Source organism: Pseudomonas sp. AS2.8 (genome assembly GCF_014190935.1).
Lineage (GTDB): Bacteria > Pseudomonadota > Gammaproteobacteria > Pseudomonadales > Pseudomonadaceae > Chryseomonas.
Genome location: NZ_JACHVV010000002.1, coordinates 771,985 through 794,679 on the forward strand (window position 1 = coordinate 771,985; position 22,695 = coordinate 794,679).

A 22,695-nucleotide genomic window follows, 5' to 3' on the forward strand; every position below is an offset into this window, starting at 1 on the left:
GGGGTATCCGTCGCCAGCTCGCCGTCATCGTCACGCGCCTGTCCCCCTCGATCCTGTCCATCCCTGCCTGGCGGCAGGCAAACCGGTCGAAAGTAGCATGACGATTGCCCGAGTCTCTACGGACGAGACATCCCCCGTTACACTGGGCGCTGCTCTTTTCCTCGAGGCCACCCCATGAAGACCCTGCTGGTCATCGGCATCGGCGCCGGCGATCCCGACTACCTCACCCTCCAGGCCGTCGCCGCCCTCAATCGTGCCAGTACCTTCTTCCTGTTCGACAAGGGCACGGAAAAGGACAGCCTGATCCACCTGCGCGAAACCATCTGCGCCCGCCACATCCGCCAGGCGGACTATCGCTTCGTCACCGCGCCCATCCCCGAGCGCCGCCGCGAAGGCGACTATCGCCAGGCGGTAGACGACCTCAATGCCGCCAAGCAGGCGCTGATGGTGGAGATGATCGAGCAGGAGCTGGCGGACGACGAATGCGGCGCCTTCCTGGTCTGGGGCGATCCGGCGCTGTACGACAGCACCCTGCGCATCCTGGCGGCGATCCGGCGCGAGGGCCGGCTGGACTTCGACTACGAGGTGATCCCCGGCATCTCCAGCGTCCAGGCCCTGGCCGCGCGCCACCGGGTGCCGCTCAATCGCATCGGCCAGGCCCTGGAGATCACCCCCGGCCGGCGGCTGGAGCGCTTTCCGGAGCACCTGGACAGTCTGGTGGTGATGCTCGATTCCCACGAAGCCTATCGCCGCCTGGACGAGCCCGGCCTGCACATCTACTGGGGTGCCTATGTGGGCACGGCGGACGAGATCCTCATCGCCGGTCCGCTGCAGGAGGTGGCCGAGGAGATCCATCGGGTCCGCAGCGCCGCGCGCGAAGCGCACGGCTGGATCATGGATACCTATCTGCTCTGTCGGGGCCCGGCGGACGCCTGAGGGCTGTCCAGGCGTCGATCCAGATGGAGGGTCTGCCAGGGCAAGGCCGTCTCCCGTACGACGACCTGGAAGCCCTGGCCCAGCCAGAAGGCTTCGGCCCCGGGCAGGAAGGGATGGGTGTGCAGATAGAGGCGCTCGACCGCGTCGCGCCGCGCCTGGGCCAGCAGCGCCGCGAACAACCGTCGCGCCAGGCCCTGGCGCCGCAGTCGGGGCGCCACGAACAGCCGCACCACCTCCACCACCCGCTCGCCGGGATAGGCCAGCTGGGGAAAGCGCCGGTCGTAGGGTCGATAGGCGATACTGCCAATAGGCTCTCCGGCGCTGCCCCGGGCGAGCAGCAGGCAGCCACGACCCGCGCCATAGTGGTCGGCGAAGCGCTGTAGATCCCGCGGTACGGCCGTCGCCTCGATCCGGCTACCGAACACCTCGCGATAGCTCGCCAGCAGAAAGCCCAGCGTCTCGTCATCCGCCACGGTGAGCCGTTCGAGGGTGAGGGGTGGCGCTTCGCTCATGTCCTGTTCGTCTCTCCGGCAGCGGCAGGGGCGCGACATTTCGGCGCAGGGCCGCGCCGGCCGGGCTGTGCGTCGCCCGCGACGATGATACAGTCCCTCGCCATGATAACCGTCCGTTCCCCGCGCGCTTCGCTCGCCTGGATGCTGCTCGCCTGCATCCTGCTGAACGGACTCGTCTGCGCCCTGGGCCACGGCCAGATGCTGGCGCGCTTGACCCTGCCGGTCCTGCCGCCACTGGCCCAGGCACACGAGCACCATCACGGTCTGCACGCCCAGACCGCCCAGGGCGACATGGCCGGCATGCATGCGGGCCTGCCGGGCGGCGCCGTGACCACCCTTTCCCCCACGGGTGATTGCGTCTTCGCCGCCACCCTGTTCCTCGCCACGCTGACCGCCGTCGTGCTGCAGTGGCTGCTGCGCCCCGGCGATCCTCATCGTCCTCACTACCGGAGCGCCCTGCCGCCGCCACCCCGCGCGCGGCGCTCCACGCTGCATCCCCAGGCTCCCTGACACCCGGCCACGAAAACTGCTGTCCTCCCTTTTTCGTAATCCCGTACGCGGCTGTGTCCTGGCCGCGTGCCGATCCGTGGTGAACGCTATGACTTCGCACCCCTCCGCTCCGGTCGCCAAGACGCCGGGGCCGCTGCTGCAGCTGTTGGCGCGGCTGCATTTCCTCATCGGTCTGTTCGTCGGCCCCTTCCTGCTGGTGGCCGCTGCCAGTGGCCTGATCTATGCCCTCACGCCGCAACTCGAGGCGCATCTCTATGCCGAGGCCCTGCATACCCCCAGCCGTGGCAAGCCCCTGCCGCTGTCCGAGCAGATCCATATCGCCCAGGCAGCGGTAGGTCCCGCCCTGACCCTGGGCGCGGTGCGCCCGGCGCCTGCCGAGGGCGATACCACCCGGGTGATGTTCAACGATCCATCGCTGGGCGAGTCGACCCACCGGGCGCTGTTCATCGATCCGGTCACCGGCGCCATCCGCGGCGATCTGCCGGTCTATGGCACCAGCGGCATCCTGCCGCTGCGCACCACCATCGACCAGTTCCATCGCAGCCTGCTGCTGGGCGAGCCCGGTCGTCTCTACAGCGAACTGGCCGCCTCCTGGCTGTGGGTCGCGGCCCTCGGCGGCCTGACCCTGTGGCTGGTGCGCCGCCGCCAGCGCCGCCCGGCCCGCGGCCTGCGCGGCCTGCATGCCAGCACCGGCGTCTGGCTGCTGGGTGGCCTGCTGTTCCTCTCCGCCACCGGCCTGACCTGGTCGCGCTTCGCCGGCGACAACATCGGTGTCCTGCGCGCCCACTACGGCTGGTCCACACCGGGCGTGAAGACCGCCCTGGGCACCGCCCCCGCGCCGGCTATGGCCCATGACGAGCACGCCGACCACCATGGCGCCATGCACATGGCCATGGCGCCGCCGCTGGATCCGGCGACCTTCGATCAGGTGCTGGCCAGCGCCCGCGCCGCCGGCATCGACGCCGGCAAACTGGAGATCCGTCCGGGGCGCAGCGCCGACAAGGCCTGGACGGTCAGCGAGATCGACCGCCGCTGGCCGACCCAGGTGGACGCCGTCGCCGTCGACCCGACCAGCTTCAGGGTGATCGATCAGGTGCGCTTCGCCCAGTACTCGCTGCCGGCCAAGCTGACCCGCTGGGGCATCGATGCCCACATGGGCGTGCTGTTCGGCCTGGCCAACCAGCTGGTGCTGGTGGCCATCGCCCTCGGTCTGCTGGTGATGACCGTCTGGGGCTATCTGCTCTGGTGGCGCCGCCGCCCCAGCCGCGATCCGGCACAACCCGGCCTGATCGCCCTTTGGCGCCAGCTGCCGCCGCTGCCGCGTCTGCTGGTGCCGGTGACGGCCGTGCTGCTCGGCCTGAGCCTGCCGGTGCTGGGCGGCAGCCTGCTGCTGTTCCTGGTGGTGGACACCCTGCTCGGCCTGCGTGGTCCGGCCCTGCGCACCGAGGCCGGTTCGGCCTGAGGTGGGGGTGGGTGGTTGTTGGGCTTCGCTGCGCTCAACCCAACCTACGTAGCCTCGCCCAGCCGTAGCGTGGAAAACCGCGCAGCGTTTTCCACCTGTGCCATGCCGGACGCGTGGACAAGGCTGCGCCGTTGTCCACCCTACGAGGAGCGCAGCCTCCCGCCCACACCAAACCACCCCCTCTCCCTCTAGGAGAGGGCTGGGGTGAGAGCCCGCGCCAAATCGCAGCCGTAGCGTGGAAAACCGCGCGGCGTTTCCCCCCGTGCCCATGCCAAACGCGTGGACAAGGCTGCGCCGTTGTCCACCCTACGAGGAGCGCAGCCTCCCGCCCACACCAAACCACCCCCTCTCCCTCGGGGAGAGGGCTGGGGTGAGGGCCCGCCCCAAGTCGCAGCCGTAGCGTGGAAAACCGCGCAGCGTTTTCCACCTGTGCCCATGCCGAACGCGTGGACAAGGCTGCGCCGTTGTCCACCCTACGAGGAGCGCAGTCTCCCGCCCACGCCAAACCGCCCCCTCTCCCTCGGGGAGAGGGCTGGGGTGAGGGCCCGTCCCACACCCAACGTCACGCCAGGAACCGCCTCCCAGACCATCCATCGGCACACCTCACCTGAGGCTGGCGCACCCCAGCGAGACGCTTATAGTTATCGCAATCCCCATCCTCCGAGGATCTGCCATGCCCCGTCTGTTGCACGTGATAGGTTCGCCCCGCCAGGATCGCTCCGCCTCGCTGGAAGTCGCCACTGCCTTCATCCAGGCCTGGCAGGGCAAACATCCCGACGCCGAGGTCGATACCCTCGACGCCTGGCAGTGCGACCTGCCGGAATTCGACGGCCCCATCCTCGACGCCAAGTACGCCGGCATCCAGGGCGAGTCCCTCAGCAACGAGCAGGAGCACGCCTGGAAGGTGGCCAAGGAACTGGCTCAGCGCTTCAAGGCCGCCGATGTGCTGGTGTTCGGCGTGCCCTGCTGGAATTTCGGCATCCCCTACAAGCTCAAGCAGCTGTTCGACGTGGTCAGCCAGAAGGACCTGCTGTTCACCTTCGACGACCGTGGCCTCAACGGCATGCTCGGCGGCCGCCAGGCATTGGTGATCGCGGCCCGCGGCGCAGCCCTGGATCGCCAGGAGCACCAGGAGTCCTATCTGCGCACCTGGTGCGAGATGGTCGGCATCGACCGGATGCATACCGTGGTGGTGGAAAAGACCCTGTTCGGTGCCGAGGTCGACCAGGCTTCACGCGACCAGGCCAAACAGGACGCCGTGGCCCTGGTGGGCAAGCTCTGATCGCTGGCTGCAGGGGCTACCCTCACCCCAGCCTTCTCCCAAGGGGAGAGGGGGCGGTAAGGCGCGTGCGAACAGTCGCGTAGGTTGGGTTGAGCACAGCGAAGCCCAACAGCGATGCCGAGCCCCCTCACCCCAGCTCTCTCCCAAGGGGAGAGGGGGCGGTAAGGCGCGTGCGAACAGTCGCGTAGGTTGGGTTGAGCGCAGCGAAGCCCAACAGCGATGCCGAGACCCTTCACCCCAATTCTCTCCCCCGAGGGAGAGGGGGCGGTACTACCCAGGCGATGCCCTCGTAGGTTGGGTTGAGCGCAGCGAAGCCCAACACCCCTCCTCACTCCATGCCCCTCAGCGATGCCGGGTCGTCGAGCTCAGCTTGTACCTGTCGCCCGGATGCAACAGCCGCACGTAACTGACCAGGTGCTCGTCCGACCAGGTCCGGCGGATCATCGACAGGCAGGCCGCCCCCTCGGCGATCTCCAGCCAGCGGGCGGTCTGGGCGTTGGCCAGCACCGCCTCGACGATGTGTTCCACATCGCTGATCGGACAGCTGGTCACCAGCACCTCGTTGGGGGTCTGGCGGCTGAAGTCGCTTTCCAGGTAGTGCGGTACCCAGCGCGGATTGACGTAGCGGTCTTCCAACTGGATGGGCAGGCCATTCTCGCGATGTACCAGGATGCTGTGAAACACCTGGCTGCCGATCCGCAGCCCCAGGCGCAAGGCCACCTCGTCGTCGGCGGCGATGGCCTCGCTGCGCAGCACCTCATTGGAATACGCATGCCCCCGGGCGCGCACCTCGGCGGCGATGTTCATCACCTCATGCAGCGAGGACTCGGCCTTGCGCTCGATGACGAAGGTGCCGAGGCCGGCCTGGCGCGTCAGGTAGCCCTGCTGCACCAGGCGGGTGATGGCCTTGTTGGCGGTCATGCGGCTGACGGCGAAATCCCGCGCCAGCTGCTCCTCGGTGGGGATCTGGTGATGCACCGGGTAGGCACCACCCTGGATGCGTTCGAGCAGGAAGTCCTCGATCACCTTGTAGCGTGGGGGTGTCGTGCTGCTCACGCGAGCTCCGGGCCGGAAAATGGGAAGCCGATGATAACGCGCGGTCCGGCGCTCTGGCTGCCGGACCGCGTCATCCTCAGAGACTCGGCAGCAGCCGCGGCGTGACCAGCGCGTTCAGGCAACCGCTGGCCAGCAGCGCGCTGGCCGCCTCGATGTCGGGGGCGAAGAAGCGGTCTTCCTGGTAATAGGGCACCTGCTCGCGCAAGAGGCTGCGCGCCCTTTCCAGACGTTCCGAACTCTTCAGGCCATGCCGGAAGTCCAGGCCCTGGCAGGCCCCCAGCCACTCGATGGCGAGGATGCCGCGCACATTCTCGGCCATGGCCCACAGCCGCTTGCCGGCGTTGGGCGCCATGGACACGTGGTCTTCCTGGTTGGCCGAGGTGGGCAGGCTGTCGACGCTGGCCGGATGGGCCAGGGCCTTGTTGTCGCTGGCCAGGGCCGCGGCGGTGACCTGGGCGATCATGAAGCCGGAATTGACCCCGCCGTTCTCCACCAGGAAGGGCGGCAGCTGGGACATGTGCCGGTCCATCATCAGCGAGATGCGCCGCTCCGACAGGGCGCCGATCTCGGCCAGCGCCAGCGCCAGGTTGTCGGCGGCCATGGCCACCGGCTCGGCGTGGAAGTTGCCGCCGGAGATGACGTCGCCCTCCTCGGCGAATACCAGGGGATTGTCGGACACGGCGTTGGCTTCCACCTCCAGCACCTCGGCGGCCTGGCGCAACTGGGTCAGGCAGGCGCCCATCACCTGGGGCTGGCAGCGCAGCGAATAGGGATCCTGGACCTTGTCGCAATTGGCATGGGAGCGGGACACCTCGCTGCTGTCGGTGAGCAGTTCGCGATAGGCCGCGGCCACGTCGATCTGGCCACGCTGGCCCCGCGCGGCATGGATGCGCGCATCGAAGGGCGCCCGGGAACCGAGCATGGCCTCGACGCTCAAGCCGCCGCAGACCGTGGCCGCGGCGAACAGGTCTTCACCCTCGAACAGGCCGCGCAAGGCATAGGCGGTGGACACCTGGGTGCCATTGAGCAGCGCCAGGCCCTCCTTGGCCGCCAGGGTCAGGGGCGCCAGGCCCGCCACCGCCAGCGCCTCGCGGGCCGGCAGCCACTGGCCCCGGTAGCGCGCCTTGCTCTCGCCGATCAGCACCAGCGACATGTGCGCCAGCGGCGCCAGGTCACCCGAGGCCCCCACCGAGCCCTTGAGCGGGATGTGCGGATAGACCTCGGCATTGATCAGGGCGATCAGCGCCTCGATGACCTGGCGGCGAATGGCGGAGAAACCGCGGGCCAGGCTGTTGACCTTGAGCAGCATGATCAGCCGCACCAGGTCATCGTCCAGCGCCTCGCCCACGCCGGCGGCATGGGACAGCACCAGGGAGCGCTGCAGCTTTTCCAGATCCGCCGGCGCGATCCGCGTCGAGGCCAGCAGGCCGAAGCCGGTGTTGATGCCATAGGCGGTCCGGCCTTCGGCCAGGATGCTTTCCACGCAGGCCACGCTGGCGTCGATGGCGGCATGAGCGGCCGGATCCAGCTCGACGCGCAGCGGCTGCCGATAGGCCTGGCGCAGCTGGGCCAGGTCGAGGGTGCCAGGTTTCAGGGTCAGGGTGTTCATCTAGGACTCCAGAGCCGGGCCATCGGGACGCCGGCATTGATCAAGGGCATTCAGGCTGCGACCGGTCGTGCGCTCTGCAGCGCGTGGCGACGGGCAAGCAGGTAATAGAGGATCGCCGGCACCAGCAGGCCGATGATCCAGGAGATGTCCACACCACCCAGGTGTGCTACCAGCGGGCCGGTGTAGAGCTTGGTCGAGAGAAACGGCAGCTGGATCAGCACCCCGACGCCATAGGCGAGCAGGCCGGCAGGGTTCCAGCGGCCGTAACGTCCGTTCGGATCGGCGAGGGCTGCCAGGTCGTAGCGACCGTGATTGATGGCGTAGTAGTCCACCAGGTTGACCGCGCTCCAGGGCGTGAAGAAGGTCAGCAGGAAGAGGATGAAGGACTTGAAGGCACCGAGGAATTCTCGCTGGCCCAACAGCGCCACCAGGGTGGCGGCCCCGACGATGACGAGCACGAAGCCCAGGCGCTGCAGCCGCGAAACCTCCAGATGACCACGAAAGCCGCTGATCACCGTGGCAATGCACATGAAGCTGCCATAGGAGTTGAGCGTGGAAATGGTGATCTTGCCGAAGGCGATGCTGAAGTACAGCAACGCCGCGGTCACACCGCTGCCGCCAAGGCCGACGATGTAGGCCACCTCGCGCCCGGCGAACTGCCCGTTCGCCAGGGCTGCAGCCAGCACACCGAGGATCATGGCCACCTGGGCGCCGAGTACCGAACCGGCCCCTACCGCCGCAAAGGTCTTCCAGCTGGAGGTCGCGCTCGGCAGGTAGCGCGAATAGTCCGCCACATAGGGGCCATAGGCGATTTGCCAGGAGGCGGCCAAGGACACGGCCAACAGAAAGGATGCCCAGCTGAAATGGCGGATCTGCAACAAGGCGCCCAGGTCACCGAGGCTGATCAGCCGGGCGAACAGATAGCAGAAGGCCAGGATGCCCAGCACGCTGGCCAGCCGACCGACCCAGTGGATCATGCGGTAGCCGAGCACCGTGGCCACCACGATGCAGGCGGCAAAGACCAGGATGCCGGCGCTGTCGCTGATGCCGACCAGTTGCGCGATCGCCTGGCCGGACAGCACGGTACCGGTGGCGGTGAAACCCAGGTACATCAGGCACACCAGCACGATGGGGATCGCCGCGCCGTAGACGCCGAACTGTACCCGACTGGAAATCATCTGCGGCAGGCCGAGCCGCGGACCTTGGGCGGCGTGCAACGCCATCACCCCGCCCCCCAGAAGCTGGCCGATGAACAGCCCGATCAGCGACCAGAAGACGTCGCCCCCCAGCACCACGGCGAGGGCACCCGTGACGATGGCGGTGATCTGCAGATTGGCGCCCAGCCAGAGGGTGAACTGGCTGTAGAGCCGGCCGTGACGCTCGGCCTCGGGGATGAAATCGATCGAGCGGCGCTCGATCACGGGGGTACCGGTCTTTGCCATGGGTCGCGCTCCACCGCGCCGCAGGACGGCGCTCTTGTTGTTGTCGGGAACGGCGCGCCGGTGCTACCCACCGGCGCCAGGTTGCTCAGCCCTTGAGCATGGGCAGATTCAGGCCCTGCTCGCGGGCACAGTCGATGGCGATGTCATAGCCGGCGTCGGCGTGGCGCATCACCCCGGTGGCCGGGTCGTTGTGCAGCACCCGGGCGATACGGGCGGCGGCGGCGTCGGTGCCGTCGCAGACGATGACCATCCCGGAATGCTGGGAGAAGCCCATCCCTACCCCGCCGCCGTGGTGCAGCGAGACCCAGGTGGCGCCACTGGCGGTGTTGAGCAGGGCGTTCAGCAGCGGCCAGTCGGAGACGGCGTCGGAGCCGTCCCGCATGGCCTCGGTCTCGCGGTTGGGGCTGGATACCGAACCGCTGTCCAGGTGGTCACGACCGATGACGATGGGTGCCTTGAGTTCGCCGCTGCGCACCATCTCGTTGAAGGCCAGCCCCAGCTTGGCGCGCTGACCCAGGCCGACCCAGCAGATGCGCGCCGGCAAGCCCTGGAAGGCGATGCGCTCGCGGGCCATGTCCAGCCAGCGGTGCAGGTGGGCATCATCGGGAATCAGTTCCTTGACCTTGGCATCGGTGCGATAGATGTCCTCGGCATCGCCCGACAGCGCGGCCCAGCGGAAGGGACCGATGCCGCGGCAGAACAGCGGACGGATATAGGCCGGCACGAAGCCCGGGAAGGCGAAGGCATCGGCGACGCCGGCTTCCTGGGCCATCTGGCGGATGTTGTTGCCGTAGTCGAAGGTGGGGACGCCCCTCTTCTGGAAGTCGAGCATGGCCTGCACATGCGCGGCCATGGATTGCTTGGCGGCCTTGACCACGCCAGCCGGATCGGTGACCGCGCGATCCTTGTATTCGGCCCAGCTCCAGCCGATCGGCAAATAACCATTGAGCGGGTCGTGGGCGCTGGTCTGGTCGGTGACCATATCCGGGCGCACGCCACGGCGGACCAGTTCCGGCAGGATTTCGGCGGCATTGCCCAGCAGGGCGACGGAGATGGCCTTGCCTTCGCGGGTCTTGGCTTCCTCGGTGTAGCGGGCGATCCGCGCCAGGGCGTCATCGAGGTCGGTGGCCTGCTCGTCGACATAGCGGCTGCGCAGGCGAAAGTCGATGCTGGTCTGCTGGCACTCGATGTTCAGCGAACAGGCGCCGGCCAGGGTCGCGGCCAGGGGCTGGGCGCCGCCCATGCCGCCGAGGCCGGCGGTCAGTACCCAGCGGCCGCGCAGGTCGCCCTGATAGTGCTGGCGCCCGGCCTCGACAAAGGTCTCGTAGGTGCCCTGGACGATGCCCTGGCTGCCGATGTAGATCCAGCTGCCGGCGGTCATCTGGCCGTACATGGCCAGGCCCTTGGCATCCAGTTCGTTGAAGTGCTCCCAGCTGGCCCAGTGCGGCACCAGGTTGGAGTTGGCGATCAGCACGCGCGGGGCGTCGGCGTGGGTCTTGAACACCCCGACCGGCTTGCCCGATTGCACCAGCAGGGTTTCGTCGTCACCCAGCGCCTTAAGGCTCTCGACGATCCTGTCGTAGCACTCCCAGTTGCGCGCCGCCCGGCCGATGCCGCCGTAGACCACCAGCTCCTGGGGATTTTCCGCGACCGCGGGATCGAGATTGTTCATCAGCATGCGCAGCGGCGCCTCGGTCAGCCAGCTCCTGGCATTGAGCTGGGTGCCGCGGGGGGCGCGAATCTCACCTTCACGAAAACGGGTCATGGGATCTTCCTCTCTTGTTGTTCGCGGCAGGCCCTAGAGGTCCAGTGCCAGGGTATGGATCAGCCGCGCCGCGACCCGGGCCGTGCGGCCGTCCTGGTCGAGCGCGGGATTGAGTTCGGCCACGTCGGCCAGGCGCAACTTGCCACTGGCCTTGAGCCGGCGAATCAGGGGTTCCAGCAGTGCGATACCTACGCCATGAGCGGCGGGCGCGCTGACCCCGGGCGCCTCGCCCGCGGGCAGCACATCCAGGTCGAAGGTCAGATAGAGGGCATCGCAACCGGCGGCGAAGGTGTCCAGTTCGGCGCCGATCCGTTCCAGGCTGCACTCGCGGATCTCATGGTCTTCGTGGATCAGCACGTCCAGCTCGGCGGCGCGCCTGAGCAGCGTGCGAGTATTGGCCGCCAGGCTCAGGCCCAGGCAGGCATAGCGGAAGGGCCAGTCGTGGTGGGCGCAGTGCGCGGCGATCTGGGCGAAGGGCGTACCGGAGGTGGGCCCCCGCGTCGGGTCGCGCAGGTCCAGGTGGGCATCGAAATTGACGATGCCGATGCGCGGCTTGGGCAGCGTCTTGGCCAGGTGCAGCGCCAGGCCCGACCAACTGGCCCAGGCCACCTCGTGGCCGCCGCCCAGCACCAGCGGCAGATGACCGCCGTCCAGCAGACCGCACACGGCCCCGGTCAGGCGCGTCTGGGCGCCTTCCAGATCGCCGTCGGCGCAGCGGACATCACCGGCGTCATAGGCCGGGCCCTGCCGCTGCCAGGCGACATTGGCCAGGGCGCGCCGCAGAGCTAAGGGCCCCTCGGCAGCGCCGGTGCGACCCTGATTGCGCCGCACCCCCTCGTCGCAGGCGAAACCCAGCAGCGCCATACCCGGCGCGCTGTCCGCGGCCAGCGGCTGGATGCACTGGTGCCAGCGCAAGGCGTCGGCTTCCGGATCGGTACGGCCAGTCCAAAGCTCCAGGGTCTGGTGATCAGCGAACATGCTGCACCTCCCCGCCGAAGACGCGCTGCCGCAGGCGCCCCGGACGCACCTCATAGGCCAGCTCCGCCGGCTGACCGACGTCCCACAGGCAGAGATCCGCCGGGGCGCCGACGTGGATGCGGCCCAGTTCCGGGCGACCCAGGGCCTGGGCCGCATGGGCGGTCATGCCGGCCAGGGCCTCGCGGGGGGTCAGGCGAAACAGGGTGCAGCCCAGGTGCGCGATCAGGGTCGGCAGATAGAGCGGCGAGGTGCCCGGATTGGCGTCGCTGGCCAGGGCCATGGGCACCCCGTACCGACGGAGCAATTCCACCGGCGGATGCTGTGTTTCGCCTAGCATCAGGAAGGCACCGGGCAGGAGCACGGCGACGGTGCCGGCGGCGGCCATGGCACGCACCCCGGCTCCGTCGAGGTATTCCACGTGATCCGTGGACAGGGCGCCCAACCGGGCGGCCAAGACGCTGCCACCCAGATTGGACAGCTGCTCGGCATGGGCCTTGATCGGCAGGCCGTGCTCGCGCGCCGCCAGGAATACCCGCTCACACTGGGCCGGCGAAAAGGCGATGCCCTCGCAGAAGACGTCCACCGCGTCGGCCAGGCCCTCGGCCACCGCGGCCGGGATCATCTCCTGGCAGACCAGGTCGACGTAGCGGTCGGCATCGCCCTGGAATTCCGGCGGTACGGCATGGGCGCCCAGCAGCGTGGTGATCACCCGGGCCGGCAGCGCCTCGCCCAGCTGGCGGGCGACCCGCAATAGCTTGAGTTCGTCGGCCACCGTGAGGCCATAGCCGGACTTGATCTCCACGGTGGTGACGCCCTCGTCGGTCAGGGCCTGCAGGCGCGGCAGGCTCAGGGCGAAGAGTTCCGCCTCACTGGCTGCCCGGGTGGCCCTTACGGTGCCGAGGATGCCGCCACCGGCGCGGGCGATCTCCGCGTAGCTGGCGCCCTCCAACCGCTGCTCGAATTCTCCGGCACGCTGACCGGCATAGACCAGATGGGTATGGCAATCCACCAGGCCGGGCGTCATCACCCCACCCACCTCCGTCCGCTCGACCCCCGGGGCCAATTCGGAACGGAACTCGGACTCCGGCCAGACACCGGCAATCTGGCCGTTTCTGACCCAGACCGCCATGGGCTTGGGCAGCGTCTGCAAACCATCGAACAGGGTGACGTGACGCCAGAGCAGCGATTGGGTAGCGGCGGACATGGTGACCTCTCCGGTTAATGTATATACATTTAATCCAGAGTCGATTGATCGTCAAGTACGGGGGAGCTGTCCATAGCTACGGCTCCAATTGAATGCGGATGGCGATCCAACGAAGCCTTAATAGCCGTAAAAAAGACATCTACCTTGTATAGACAATAAGAAAACAGCCGAGACACGAGAGCCAATCGCCCATTGCCACGACCAAGCAACGGCCGGCCGCACCTCTGGCTCTATCTTGAAAATCGCCACAGTCACAGCCGCTTCTACACGCGGGCGCGACAGTTGCTCGCGATCTTTCCCGGACTGATAGAGCTGAACACCTGCTCGGACAACCCCCTCCCCCCGTGGGAGAGGGTTGGGGTGAGGGCGACCCTCGCCACGCAGTCCCGAGTGGAAAAGGCTGTGCCGTTTTCTACGCTATGGCGCTGTAGGGAAGCGTTTCATCGCTGGAGTCCTTTCCAAACCAGTACGTTACAGCGGCGTCACCGTCACCTCGACTACCGGATCGTGGTCGCCGCCGCCGAGGATCACCCCGCGCAGTGGCGAGACGTCGGTGAAGTCGCGGCCCCAGGCCAGGGTGATGTGCTCCAGATCCGGCAGGACATCGTTGGTGGGATCGAAGTCGACCCAGCCCAGCAGCGGACAGTGCACGCTGACCCAGGCGTGGGAAGCATCGGCGCCGATCAGCCGCGGCTTGCCCGGTGGCGGACGGGTCAGCAGATAGCCACTGACATAGCGCGCCACCAGCCCCAGGGCGCGCAGGCAGGCCAGCATCAGGTGGGCGAAGTCCTGGCAGACCCCATGGCGGTGTTCCAGCACCTCGCGCAGCGGCGTCGCCACCTGGGTGGCGGTGGCGTCGAAGCGAAATTCGCGGTGGATCTTTTCCATCAATGCCCGGCAGCCCAGCAGCAGGGGGCGGCCCGGCGGGAAGCAGTCCTCGGCGAAACGGGCGAAGATGCCGTCCAGGGGCACCGCCGGCGACTCGAAACGGAAGTGATGGACGTCCAGCGGCACCCGGGCGGCGGGATAGCGCAGGCCGTCACGCACCCCCTCCCAGGCGGGCGAATCCGCCAGCCCGAGACCGGCGCGGGAATCCACCTCCACCTCCAGCTCGGTGCCGACATAGAGTTCGTCGTGGGGCCGCTCGAAGGACAGCCGGGTCAGCGGATTGCCGAAGGCATCCCAGGCGTCCTGGCGCTGGGTCGGCTGCGGCAGGATCACCAGTTGCCGGGACAGGCAGCGTTGCCAGGCGCAGTCGCGCGGCAACAGGTGCAGCAACTGCTGCGACAGCGACACCGGCGCCGCGTAGCGATAGTGGGTGTCGTGCTGGATGCGATAGCGGACTTGGTTCCTCACATGGATACCGTGCGCTGACTGACGGCGTCGACATGGGCGAAGCAGCGATAGATGACCCGCTCGGACAGCTGGCTGCTGGCCTCGGCGATCTGTCGCAGCAGGCGCGTCAGCCCCTGCTGCACCTCGACCCGCCCGGCATCGCCGAACAGGGTGTTCTCCAGGGTCGCGAGGTCGAAGCGACGCAGGCGATCGTAGGTATCGTGCAGCGCCGGATCGCGGGGCAGGCCGTAATAGCGTTCCAGGTGCTCCACGGCGTTGATCAGCGCATGCAGCTGGAAGCGGATCGAATAGGGGTTGTGCTCGTGCAGCATCAGCAGGTCCAGCACCGGAATCAGCTGGGGCGCCGCCTGGTAGCGCGAACGATAGGTGATGATGCTGTTGCCCAGTTCCAGCAGCCATTCCAGGCCGGCCGCGTCCCAGGTGGCGCCGCCTTCGAGAAAGTGCGCCAGGCTGCCGGCGAGGAATTGCACCCGCTCGATGCGCCGGCCGATCATCAGGAAGCGCCAGCTCTCGTCGTGGGTCATGTCGTCGAAGGTGAAGCCGGCCACCGCCGCCAGCGCCATCACCAGGCGGTTGAGACTCTGCAGTGCCTCGCCCGGCTCGCTGCCGACTTGGCCCAGGCCATGGGCCTCGCGCTCCACCTCGCGGATGGCGCGCCAGTTCTCCGGTGACAGCCGTCCGCGCACCTGGGCCGCGGCCCAGTGCAGCCGTTGCAGATTGGCGCCCAGGCCGCTGGGAAAGTCACCCGGTCCCAGGGCCGCGTGCAGTTGCTCCGCCAGCCGGCCGCCGGCCGGCAGCAATTCCAGGGCCGTGGCCAGATCGATGGCCGACTGCACCGCCGGCCCGCCGTCATCGGCGTCCAGGTAGCGACTCAGGACGATGCGTAGCAGACGCGCGGCATCCTCGCAGCGCTCGCTGTAGCGGCCGTACCAGAACAGATTCTCGGCGGTCCGCGAGGGCAGGAAGGGGTCCTTGCGCACCAGGTCGCGCACCCCCAGCACCCGCGCCCCGGGCACCTCGGCGGTGCCGCGACTGCCGCCCAGCACCCAGGTGTCCTTGCTCGACCCGCCGCGCTGCATGGACACCACCGCGGCGCCCTCGTGGGCGACCCGGGTCAGGCCGCCGGGCATCACCCAGTAGCCGTCTTCGCTGGCCACCGCATAGACGCGCATGCCGATGGCACGCGACTGCAGACTGCCGCCCTGCCAGACCGGCGCCTGGGACAGCTGGATGCGTTCCTGCGCCACATAGGCATGGGGCGTGGCCAGGATGCGCGCGCGCAGCTCGGCCAGCCCCGCGGCATCCAGCGCCTTGCCGAACACCGGCTCGAAGCCCTGGGCCGGATAGGCCGGCTTGATCACCAGCTCCGCCAGCCGTGCCAGGGCCGCTTCCCGCACCGGCGTCTCGCCGCACCACCAGGTGGCGACGGAAGGCAGCGCCAGGGTCTCGCCCAGCAGCGCCTGGCAGACGCCGGGCAGAAAGCCCAGCAGGCCGGGCGACTCCAGCAGGCCACTGCCCAGGGCATTGGCCATGATGACGTTGCCCTGGCGCACCGCTTCCAGCAGGCCAGGTACGCCCAGCGCCGAATCGGTGCGCAATTCCAGCGGATCGCAGAAGTCGTCGTCCAGCCGGCGGAACACCGCGTGGACGCGCCTCAGCCCGCTCAGGGTCTTCAGATAGAGGCAGGCATCGCGCACCGTGAGGTCCTGGCCTTCCACCAGCGGAAAGCCCAGTTGCCGCGCCTGGTAGAGGTGCTCGAAGTAGGTCTCGTTGTAGCGTCCCGGCGTCAGCAGCACCGCCAGCCGCGCCTCCTCGCCGGCGTCCAGGCCCGTGCTCAGGGTGCGTTGCAGCGCCTGGAAGTAGCCGTTGAGCGGCTGGACCTGCAGATCGCGGTGCAACTCGGGAAAGGCCCGCGCCACGATATGGCGGTTCTCCAGGGCATAGCCAGCGCCGGAGGGCGCCTGGGTGCGATCGGCCAGCACCCACCAGCGACCATCGGGGGCACGTGCCAGATCCACCGCATAGACGTGCAGCCAGGTATCGCCCGGCGGGCGCAACCCCTGGCAGGCCCAGAGAAAGTTGTTGTGCCCGAACACCAGCTCCGGCGGCAGCAGCCGCTCGTGCAACAGGCGCTGTTCGCCATAGAGATCGCCCAGTACCCGATTCAGCAGGCGGGCCCGCTGCGCCACGCCGGCCGCCAAGGGCGCCCACTCCTCAGCCGAGATCAGTTGCGGCAGCAGGTCCAGCGCCCAGGGCCGGTCGCTGCCCTTGGGATCGGCGTAGACATTGTAGGTCACGCCGTTTTCCTGGATCTGCCGGGCGATCAACGCCTGGCGCTGATCGAGCTGCGCGGGTCGCAGCCCGGCCAGATGACCGTAGAAACGGCGCCAGGGCGGCCGCACGCCACCCCGCGGACTCCAGAGTTCGTGGTAGCTGCCGGTCATGTCACTGGCATTGCGGGAAGCGTTCGGGGGCATGGTCGGAGGACGGCTGACAGGGTGCGCGAGCAGGTTCGGAAGGGTCGCCTCGACGGGCGCGCCAGAACGCACGCGCCGGTCGCGACCGGTAACCTAGGGTAGTGATGTGCGTCGGGATGCGCCACCGCTAACGCTGGCCGCCGCGGCCAGCGAAGCGTCGCCCGGCGCCGGAGCCGATCCCAGAGCCCCCGCCGGCCGTCCCAGGCGACGAACAACCCGGAACTCCAGGGTCGGGCCGCTCTACTAATTCGCTAGCAAGACGCCGGCGCTCCGCCGGCGTCCGACGCGGCCGCTCTCGCCAGGTATTAGCCCCATGCGCAATTTTCTCGGAAGCTACAGTTCGAATCGTCAGCAACGCAACGCCCTGCGCGCCCTGCCCGTCCAGCGCAAGGTCGCCAACTGCACCTGCGGCCAGGCCATCTTCTTTCCCAACAGCGAGTGCCTGGCCTGCGGCAACGCCCTGGGCTACGCCCCGGACCAGGGCACGCCGACGGCGCTGCTGCCGGGCGAAGGCGGTCTCTGGCAGCTGCCCGAGGCAACCAGCGCGCTCTATCGCCGCTGCGCCAACCTGGACACGCCCGCCGCCTGCAACTGGCTGGTACCGGCCGACTCGGGAGAAAACTTCTGCGTGGCCTGCCAGCTCAACCACACCATCCCGGATCTGTCCTTCGAGGGCAACGGCGAGCGCTGGCGCAAGCTGGAGCTGGCCAAGCGGCAACTGGTCGCCCAGCTGCTGGGCCTGGGGCTGCAGGTAATCCCCCAGACGGTGGATGCCGAGCACGGACTCGCCTTCGACTTCCTCGCCCCCGACGCCACCGGCACCCCCACCACCGGGCACGCCAATGGCCTCATTACCCTGAACATCCTCGAAGCGGACGATGCCCACCGGGAAAAGGTCCGCGCCGACATGCACGAGCCCTATCGCACCCTGCTCGGCCATTTCCGTCATGAGGTCGGGCATTACTACTTCGATCGCCTGGTCGCCGGCACCGACTGGGAAGAGCCCTTCCGCGCCCTGTTCGGCGACGAGCGCGCCGACTATGGCGAAGCCCTGCAGCGCCACTATGAGCAGGGCGCGCCGGCCGGCTGGGAAAGCCAGTACGTCAGCGCCTACGCCACCATGCACCCCTGGGAGGACTGGGCGGAAACCTGGGCGCACTACCTGCACATGATGGACACCCTGGCCACCGCCGCCAGCCTGGGCATGAACGCCGGCAGCCTGCAGCTCGACTTCCAGCCCTTCACCCGCGAGGCGCTGTACGAAGCCGAGGATCGCAGCGACGACGAATTCCTCGGCTTCGCCAATGCCTGGATCGAACTGGCGGCCATGCTCAACGAATTGTCCCGCAGCATGGGCCAGCCGGACTTCTATCCCTTCGCCCTGCCCGCCCCGGTGATCGCCAAGCTGCATTTCATCCATAAGGTCATCCACTCGGCCCAGCCCAGCGTGCTGGAACAGGGTGTGGCCGCGGACGACACGGCGGCGGGTGCCACCCTGGGCGCCACCGTCTGATCAGGGTCCTGCTCAACCGAGCAGGACGATGCCCCACACCGCGGCGATGATGATCATGGCCACGAACTGCGCAGCGCTGCCCAGATCCTTGGCGTTCTTCGACAGTTCGTGCCAGTCCAGGGAAATGCGATCCACCACCGCCTCGATGGCGGCGTTGAACAGTTCGACCACCAGGGACAGCAGGCAGACCGCCACCAGCAGCGCCCGCTCGCCGCGACTCACCTCCAGCCAGAAGGCCAGGGGCACCAGCACCACGTTGAGCGTCACCAGCGAACGAAAGGCCGCCTCCTGGCGAAAGGCCGTGCGCAGCCCGGCCAGGGAATAGCCGGTGGCGTTGATGACCCGGCGCAGACCGGTCTTGCCTTTGTAGGGAGAGATCACGGAAAAGCTCCATCCGGCAGGGGCGAACCGCCGATCCAAGCGGACGGCAGTTGCGGGAAAGTGAAAGTCGACGGTCGCGCCCGATTCAGGCGCCGACTGCGCCGGGGTCAGCTGGAGGTGCTCTCCAGTTGCTGCAGCAGGAGCGCCGCCTGGGTGCGGGTGCGGACGCCGAGCTTGCGGAAGATGGCCGTGGCATGGGCCTTGACCGTGGCCTCGGAGACATTGAGTTCGAAGGCGATCTGCTTGTTGAGCAGCCCTTCGCAGAGCATGGTCAGCACCCGGAATTGCTGCGGCGTGAGACTGGCGAGTCCGGCGCTGGCGGCCTTGGCTTCCTCGCTCAGGGCGGCGGCGCCTTCCACCTGCGGCGGCCACCAGGTATCGCCATCCAGCACCTGACTGACCGCCTGTTGCAGGGTGCTCAGATCGCTGGACTTGGGAATGAAGCCACTGGCGCCGAATTCCCGGGCGCGCTGCACCACCGCCGGTTCTTCCTGGGCCGAGATCATCACCACCGGCACCTGGGGATACTGGCCGCGCAGGAGGACCAGTCCGGAAAAGCCATAGGCGCCGGGCATGTTGAGATCGAGCAGGACCAGATCCCAGTCGGTGCGCTCGGCCAGGCAGGCCTGGAGTTCGGCGATGTCGGCCACCTCGGTGAGCCGTGCCTGGGCGCCCAGGCCCAGGGTCAGGGCCTGATGCAGCGCGCTGCGAAACAGCGGATGATCGTCGGCGATCAGGATCTGGTAGGCAGCCGCCATGGTGTAGCTTTCCTTGTTGTCGTGAGGCCCGGGTCGACCAGGTGGCTGGCGCACGGGCTGCACGCAAGCATGCCGAACGGCGCGGACGGGAGCAAGGCCGGGCGGACCGCGGACGGTAGGCAAGGCCCTGCGGTTTGCGGCACAGTTGCCGTTTTGCCCAAGAGACGCCCCATGCCCAGCGCCGCCCTGCGTGCCGATCTGCTCATGCTGCTCACCGCCCTCATCTGGGGCAGCGCCTTCGTCGCCCAGACCGGCGGCATGGAGCACATCGGTCCCTTTCTCTACACCGGCCTGAGATTCGCCCTGGGCGCCCTCACCCTGCTGCCGTTGCTCCTGTTCCTGCGCCGCCGCGGCCGCCAGCAGCGCCTGACCCGCGACACCTTCAAGGGCGGTCTGCTGATGGGCCTGGTGCTGACCCTGGGCATCAACCTGCAGCAAGTCGGCCTGCTGTTCACCAGCGTGACCAATTCCGGCTTCATCACCGGCCTCTATGTCATCGTGGTGCCACTGCTGGGTCTGCTGCTCGGCCAGCGCAGCCATCTGGGCACCTGGATCGGCGCCAGCCTGGCGGTGGTCGGCATGGGGCTGCTGAGCATTGGCGACAACTTCCACGTGGCCTCGGGCGATCTGCTGCAACTGGCCGGCGCCCTGGCCTGGGGTGTCCATGTCCTGCTGGTGGGGCACTATTCCAGTCGCCACGACGCCACGGTGCTGTCGATCTTGCAATTCGGCGTCTGCGCCTTGCTCAGCCTGGCGCTGGCACTGGCCTTCGAGCCGATCCAGTCGGCCGGGATCGTCCTGGCCCTGCCCGAGTTGCTCTATGGCGGGGTGATCGCCGCCGGCATCGGCTACACCCTGCAGGTGTTCGCCCAGCGCGGCGCCATCGCCTCCCATGCGGCGGTGATCTTTTCCCTGGAGGCGGTGTTCGCCGCCTTCTTTGGTGCCTGGCTGCTGGGCGAGGCCCTCAGCGGTCGTGGCTACCTGGGCTGCGGCCTGATGTTCGCCGGCATGCTGGCTGCCCAGCTCTGGCCGCGCCAGGCGCCGGTGGAGGTCAAGCCGGTCAACTAGCGCGCAGGGCCTTCAGTTGCCGGCTGGCCGGGCTGTCCGCCGCCAGCGGCAGGTGATGCTTGGCATCCAGGTAGCGTTCGCTGAAGACATCCAGGTAGGCCTCCAGCAGGCGACCGGCCGGTGCCTCGCCAGCCAGCTCCAGGCACAGGGCAGCGACCTCGGCGGTGCACAGGTGCTCGCCGCGGGTGGAGCGCCGCAACCGGTAGCGCGACAGGGCGTTGGGCTGGAAGCTCAGCACCGGCAGGCTATCCAGATAGGGACTCTTGCGAAACATCTTGCGCGCCTCGGTCCAGGTGGCATCCAGCAGTACGAACAGCGGGCGCTGACCGGGCGCCAGCGGCAGGCTCTCCACCACCCGTCCGGGCGCGGCGTATTCGCCGGGAAACACCAGCAGCGGCTGCCACTCGGGCTGCGCGAGCAATTCCGGCAGCGCCGGATCCACCACCGTGCGACTCCAGCCGAAGGCGTGGGTGTCGGCCACCACGTCGGCGATCAGCCAGCCGGTGTTGCTCGGCTTGAGCGGCTCGACGTCGTGCATCAGCAGGCACATGCCGGCCTGGGTCTGGCGCAGGGGACGCAGGTCGCAGAGGCAGTGGCTGGGTGCCAGGCGGCAATTCGGGCAGCGCGCCATGCGCGAGCCACGGGCGATGAAGGGCTTGATGCTGCGCGCCAGGCGTTCCTGGCGCAGACGGGCCACGGCATGCAGAGGGGTGTCGCTGATCGGGGTCATGCCGGGCTCGCGGGCAAAAGCGCAGTTTACCAGAGCGATCGGGATGCCCGCGGCGGCCAGGCAGGTTACCCTGCGCAGACGCCTTGCGAACCCCCGCCCGCGACCACGGTCGAAACGGGCTCCTCTACGCTGGAGAACACGATGCCTCGTTTTGCTTTGCTCGCCCTGACCCTCGCCCTGCCCTTCACCGTCCAGGCGGCCGAGTCGCTCAAGGACCACGAGCTCAACCAGATGCTGCGCAAGGTGGCTACCGAAAGCAGCCAGGGCACGCCCCGCGCCATCAACGAGGACATCCTCGACCGCGGCTACACCGTGCAGGGCAAGCAGCTGATCAACAACCTCAGCGTCCGCCCGGCCCACGCCGCCCGCATGCGCGAAAATCCAGCCACGGTGCGGGTGCAGCTCGCCGAGAGCGTCTGCCAGAACAACGGCTATCGCCAGTTGCTGGCCCGCGGCGCCACCCTGGTCTATGACTTCACCGAATACCAGACCAACAAGCCGGTCATGGTCGAACGCTTCCAGGCGGCCGACTGCGGCCTGGGCAAGTAAGCGGAGACCGCGGCCATGACCGAGGACAGCGACGACAGCTACCTGGCCCGCCATGTGGAGCCCAGCGCCGCCGATCTCGGTCAGCGCATCGACGACTTGCTGGAGCACGCCCTGCCGGGCGGCAGCCCCAACCTGGGCCTCTATCGCGAGATGCTGGTGACGGTGGTGCGCATGGCGCAGACCAATCCGGCGCGCTGGGACGCCAAGATCATGCTGCAGACGCTCAAGGAGCTGGAGCAGGCCTTCCGCACCCTGGAGCGCTTTCGCCGACGGCGCAAGGTCACGGTGTTCGGCTCGGCGCGGACCCGCATCGATCATGGCCTCTATGCCCTCGCCCGCGAACTGGGCAGCGCCCTGTCCCGCCGCGACATGATGGTCATCACCGGCGGCGGCGGCGGCATCATGGGCGCCGCCCACGAGGGCGCCGGACCCGAGGCCAGCCTGGGCTTCAACATCACCCTGCCCTTCGAACAGCGCGCCAATCCGACCATCGAAGGCACGGATCACCTGCTGTCCTTTCACTTTTTCTATGTGCGCAAGCTGTTCTTTTTGAAGGAGGCGGATGCCCTGGTGCTCTGTCCCGGCGGCTTCGGCACCCTGGACGAGACCTTCGAGGTGCTCACCCTGATCCAGACCGGCAAGAGTCCGCTGGTGCCGCTGGTCCTGCTGGACACCCCCGACGGCCACTTCTGGGACGACACCCTGGCCTATCTGCAGCGCAATCTGCTGGAGGAAGGCTACATCCTGCCCGCCGACCTTAAGCTGGTCCGGCTGGTACGCTCACCGGAAGCCGCCGCCGCCGAGATCGAGCATTTCTACGGCAACTACCACTCCACCCGCCGGCGTGACGGCCTGTTCCATATCCGCCTCAAGCACGCCCTGACCCAGGCCTGTCTTGAACGCCTGGCAACGGATTTCGGCGATCTCTGCCGGACCCCGGGCTTCACCCAGCTGGCGCCGGGCGAAGGCCAACCCGACGAAGCGGAATTCGCCCATTTGACGCGCCTCGCCTTCGACTTCCACGGCCGTCACTACGGTCGTCTGCGCGAACTGGTGGACGAACTCAATCGGCCCGAGCATTGGGCATCCACGTAGGTTGGCGCTGAG

The 22,695-nt window shown here is 68.2% G+C and carries 20 protein-coding genes; 8 read left to right on the forward strand and 12 right to left on the reverse strand.

All coding sequences use genetic code 11. From position 1 onward, the window contains the following. Positions 1–174 precede the first annotated feature (174 nt). Entirely contained in the window at positions 175–936 is a 762-nt protein-coding gene (gene cobF / locus FHR73_RS10535; RefSeq protein ID WP_183630990.1) for a precorrin-6A synthase (deacetylating), read from the forward strand. Here the strand turns inward: cobF and FHR73_RS10540 are convergent. After that, positions 903–1,448 carry a GNAT family N-acetyltransferase gene (locus FHR73_RS10540; RefSeq protein WP_183630991.1) on the reverse strand — a complete coding sequence of 182 codons (546 nt, stop codon included), beginning with the start codon at positions 1,446–1,448 and terminating at the stop codon, positions 903–905. The genes cobF and FHR73_RS10540 overlap by 34 nt on opposite strands. Before the next feature lie 102 nt (positions 1,449–1,550). Here FHR73_RS10540 and FHR73_RS10545 point away from each other — a divergent pair, with 102 nt between their 5' ends. The 3 genes from FHR73_RS10545 (at position 1,551) to FHR73_RS10555 (ending at position 4,702) form a co-directional block, all read left to right on the forward strand. Then, positions 1,551–1,958, forward strand: a complete 408-nt coding sequence (locus tag FHR73_RS10545) for a hypothetical protein (protein WP_183630992.1) — start codon at positions 1,551–1,553, stop codon at positions 1,956–1,958. A gap of 88 nt (positions 1,959–2,046) precedes the next feature. Beyond that, a complete protein-coding gene (locus FHR73_RS10550) occupies positions 2,047–3,420 on the forward strand; it encodes a PepSY domain-containing protein (protein WP_183630993.1) in 1,374 nt (457 codons plus the stop codon). Positions 3,421–4,093: 673 nt separating this feature from the next. Next, positions 4,094–4,702: an FMN-dependent NADH-azoreductase gene (locus FHR73_RS10555; RefSeq protein WP_183630994.1), complete on the forward strand. Its 609-nt coding sequence runs from the start codon at positions 4,094–4,096 to the stop codon at positions 4,700–4,702. Positions 4,703–5,044: 342 nt separating this feature from the next. On the opposite strand, the gene hutC is transcribed toward FHR73_RS10555, so the two are convergent. The 8 genes from hutC to FHR73_RS10595 form a co-directional block, all read right to left on the reverse strand. After that, a complete protein-coding gene (gene hutC, locus FHR73_RS10560) occupies positions 5,045–5,758 on the reverse strand; it encodes a histidine utilization repressor (protein ID WP_183630995.1) in 714 nt (237 codons plus the stop codon). A gap of 76 nt (positions 5,759–5,834) precedes the next feature. Beyond that, positions 5,835–7,367 (reverse strand): histidine ammonia-lyase, encoded by a 1,533-nt coding sequence (hutH, locus tag FHR73_RS10565; protein WP_183630996.1) that lies wholly within the window; start codon positions 7,365–7,367, stop codon positions 5,835–5,837. 50 nt (positions 7,368–7,417) lie between these two features. Next, positions 7,418–8,809: a cytosine permease gene (locus tag FHR73_RS10570; RefSeq protein WP_183630997.1), complete on the reverse strand. Its 1,392-nt coding sequence runs from the start codon at positions 8,807–8,809 to the stop codon at positions 7,418–7,420. Positions 8,810–8,894: 85 nt separating this feature from the next. Beyond that, a complete protein-coding gene (gene hutU, locus FHR73_RS10575) occupies positions 8,895–10,574 on the reverse strand; it encodes a urocanate hydratase (RefSeq protein ID WP_183630998.1) in 1,680 nt (559 codons plus the stop codon). A gap of 33 nt (positions 10,575–10,607) precedes the next feature. Then, positions 10,608–11,552, reverse strand: a complete 945-nt coding sequence (gene hutG, locus FHR73_RS10580; protein WP_183630999.1) for a formimidoylglutamase — start codon at positions 11,550–11,552, stop codon at positions 10,608–10,610. Beyond that, positions 11,542–12,756: an imidazolonepropionase gene (hutI, locus tag FHR73_RS10585; protein ID WP_183631000.1), complete on the reverse strand. Its 1,215-nt coding sequence runs from the start codon at positions 12,754–12,756 to the stop codon at positions 11,542–11,544. Before hutI ends, hutG begins: the two co-directional genes overlap by 11 nt. A gap of 471 nt (positions 12,757–13,227) precedes the next feature. Then, positions 13,228–14,112, reverse strand: a complete 885-nt coding sequence (locus tag FHR73_RS10590; protein ID WP_183631001.1) for a transglutaminase family protein — start codon at positions 14,110–14,112, stop codon at positions 13,228–13,230. Beyond that, the gene (locus tag FHR73_RS10595; RefSeq protein WP_183631002.1) at positions 14,109–16,589 is read right to left on the reverse strand and encodes a circularly permuted type 2 ATP-grasp protein; all 2,481 of its coding nucleotides are present in this window, start codon (positions 16,587–16,589) and stop codon (positions 14,109–14,111) included. The genes FHR73_RS10590 and FHR73_RS10595 overlap by 4 nt, the downstream gene beginning before the upstream one ends. 313 nt (positions 16,590–16,902) lie before the next feature. Here FHR73_RS10595 and FHR73_RS10600 point away from each other — a divergent pair, with 313 nt between their 5' ends. After that, positions 16,903–18,102 (forward strand): putative zinc-binding metallopeptidase, encoded by a 1,200-nt coding sequence (locus tag FHR73_RS10600; RefSeq protein ID WP_183631003.1) that lies wholly within the window; start codon positions 16,903–16,905, stop codon positions 18,100–18,102. A gap of 12 nt (positions 18,103–18,114) precedes the next feature. Here the strand turns inward: FHR73_RS10600 and FHR73_RS10605 are convergent, their stop codons facing one another. Together FHR73_RS10605 and erdR are read right to left on the reverse strand one after the other, a co-directional pair. Further along, positions 18,115–18,483, reverse strand: coding sequence for a diacylglycerol kinase (locus tag FHR73_RS10605; protein ID WP_183631004.1), 369 nt, complete (start codon positions 18,481–18,483; stop codon positions 18,115–18,117). A gap of 107 nt (positions 18,484–18,590) precedes the next feature. After that, positions 18,591–19,241 (reverse strand): response regulator transcription factor ErdR, encoded by a 651-nt coding sequence (erdR, locus tag FHR73_RS10610; protein WP_183631005.1) that lies wholly within the window; start codon positions 19,239–19,241, stop codon positions 18,591–18,593. Positions 19,242–19,412: 171 nt separating this feature from the next. On the opposite strand from erdR, the gene FHR73_RS10615 reads away from it, so the two are divergent. Then, positions 19,413–20,309, forward strand: a complete 897-nt coding sequence (locus tag FHR73_RS10615; protein ID WP_183631007.1) for a DMT family transporter — start codon at positions 19,413–19,415, stop codon at positions 20,307–20,309. Here the strand turns inward: FHR73_RS10615 and FHR73_RS10620 are convergent. Then, positions 20,302–21,039 (reverse strand): tRNA-uridine aminocarboxypropyltransferase, encoded by a 738-nt coding sequence (locus tag FHR73_RS10620; RefSeq protein ID WP_183631008.1) that lies wholly within the window; start codon positions 21,037–21,039, stop codon positions 20,302–20,304. The genes FHR73_RS10615 and FHR73_RS10620 overlap by 8 nt on opposite strands. Before the next feature lie 141 nt (positions 21,040–21,180). Here FHR73_RS10620 and FHR73_RS10625 point away from each other — a divergent pair, with 141 nt between their 5' ends. Together FHR73_RS10625 and FHR73_RS10630 are read left to right on the forward strand one after the other, a co-directional pair. Beyond that, the gene (locus FHR73_RS10625; RefSeq protein WP_027597050.1) at positions 21,181–21,588 is read left to right on the forward strand and encodes a quorum-sensing-regulated virulence factor family protein; all 408 of its coding nucleotides are present in this window, start codon (positions 21,181–21,183) and stop codon (positions 21,586–21,588) included. A gap of 15 nt (positions 21,589–21,603) precedes the next feature. Then, a complete protein-coding gene (locus tag FHR73_RS10630; RefSeq protein ID WP_183631009.1) occupies positions 21,604–22,683 on the forward strand; it encodes a TIGR00730 family Rossman fold protein in 1,080 nt (359 codons plus the stop codon). Positions 22,684–22,695: the final 12 nt, after the last annotated feature.

What these genes read in the sequence shown, in the direction of transcription:
- cobF (WP_183630990.1), top strand. Translation starts at nt 175, where the DNA reads ATGAAGACCCTGCTGGTCATCGGCATCGGCGCCGGCGATCCCGACTAC.
- FHR73_RS10540 (WP_183630991.1), bottom strand. Translation starts at nt 1,448, where the DNA reads ATGAGCGAAGCGCCACCCCTCACCCTCGAACGGCTCACCGTGGCGGAT.
- FHR73_RS10545 (WP_183630992.1), top strand. Translation starts at nt 1,551, where the DNA reads ATGATAACCGTCCGTTCCCCGCGCGCTTCGCTCGCCTGGATGCTGCTC.
- FHR73_RS10550 (WP_183630993.1), top strand. Translation starts at nt 2,047, where the DNA reads ATGACTTCGCACCCCTCCGCTCCGGTCGCCAAGACGCCGGGGCCGCTG.
- FHR73_RS10555 (WP_183630994.1), top strand. Translation starts at nt 4,094, where the DNA reads ATGCCCCGTCTGTTGCACGTGATAGGTTCGCCCCGCCAGGATCGCTCC.
- hutH (WP_183630996.1), bottom strand. Translation starts at nt 7,367, where the DNA reads ATGAACACCCTGACCCTGAAACCTGGCACCCTCGACCTGGCCCAGCTG.
- FHR73_RS10570 (WP_183630997.1), bottom strand. Translation starts at nt 8,809, where the DNA reads ATGGCAAAGACCGGTACCCCCGTGATCGAGCGCCGCTCGATCGATTTC.
- hutU (WP_183630998.1), bottom strand. Translation starts at nt 10,574, where the DNA reads ATGACCCGTTTTCGTGAAGGTGAGATTCGCGCCCCCCGCGGCACCCAG.
- hutG (WP_183630999.1), bottom strand. Translation starts at nt 11,552, where the DNA reads ATGTTCGCTGATCACCAGACCCTGGAGCTTTGGACTGGCCGTACCGAT.
- hutI (WP_183631000.1), bottom strand. Translation starts at nt 12,756, where the DNA reads ATGTCCGCCGCTACCCAATCGCTGCTCTGGCGTCACGTCACCCTGTTC.
- FHR73_RS10595 (WP_183631002.1), bottom strand. Translation starts at nt 16,589, where the DNA reads ATGCCCCCGAACGCTTCCCGCAATGCCAGTGACATGACCGGCAGCTAC.
- FHR73_RS10600 (WP_183631003.1), top strand. Translation starts at nt 16,903, where the DNA reads ATGCGCAATTTTCTCGGAAGCTACAGTTCGAATCGTCAGCAACGCAAC.
- erdR (WP_183631005.1), bottom strand. Translation starts at nt 19,241, where the DNA reads ATGGCGGCTGCCTACCAGATCCTGATCGCCGACGATCATCCGCTGTTT.
- FHR73_RS10615 (WP_183631007.1), top strand. Translation starts at nt 19,413, where the DNA reads ATGCCCAGCGCCGCCCTGCGTGCCGATCTGCTCATGCTGCTCACCGCC.
- FHR73_RS10620 (WP_183631008.1), bottom strand. Translation starts at nt 21,039, where the DNA reads ATGACCCCGATCAGCGACACCCCTCTGCATGCCGTGGCCCGTCTGCGC.
- FHR73_RS10625 (WP_027597050.1), top strand. Translation starts at nt 21,181, where the DNA reads ATGCCTCGTTTTGCTTTGCTCGCCCTGACCCTCGCCCTGCCCTTCACC.
- FHR73_RS10630 (WP_183631009.1), top strand. Translation starts at nt 21,604, where the DNA reads ATGACCGAGGACAGCGACGACAGCTACCTGGCCCGCCATGTGGAGCCC.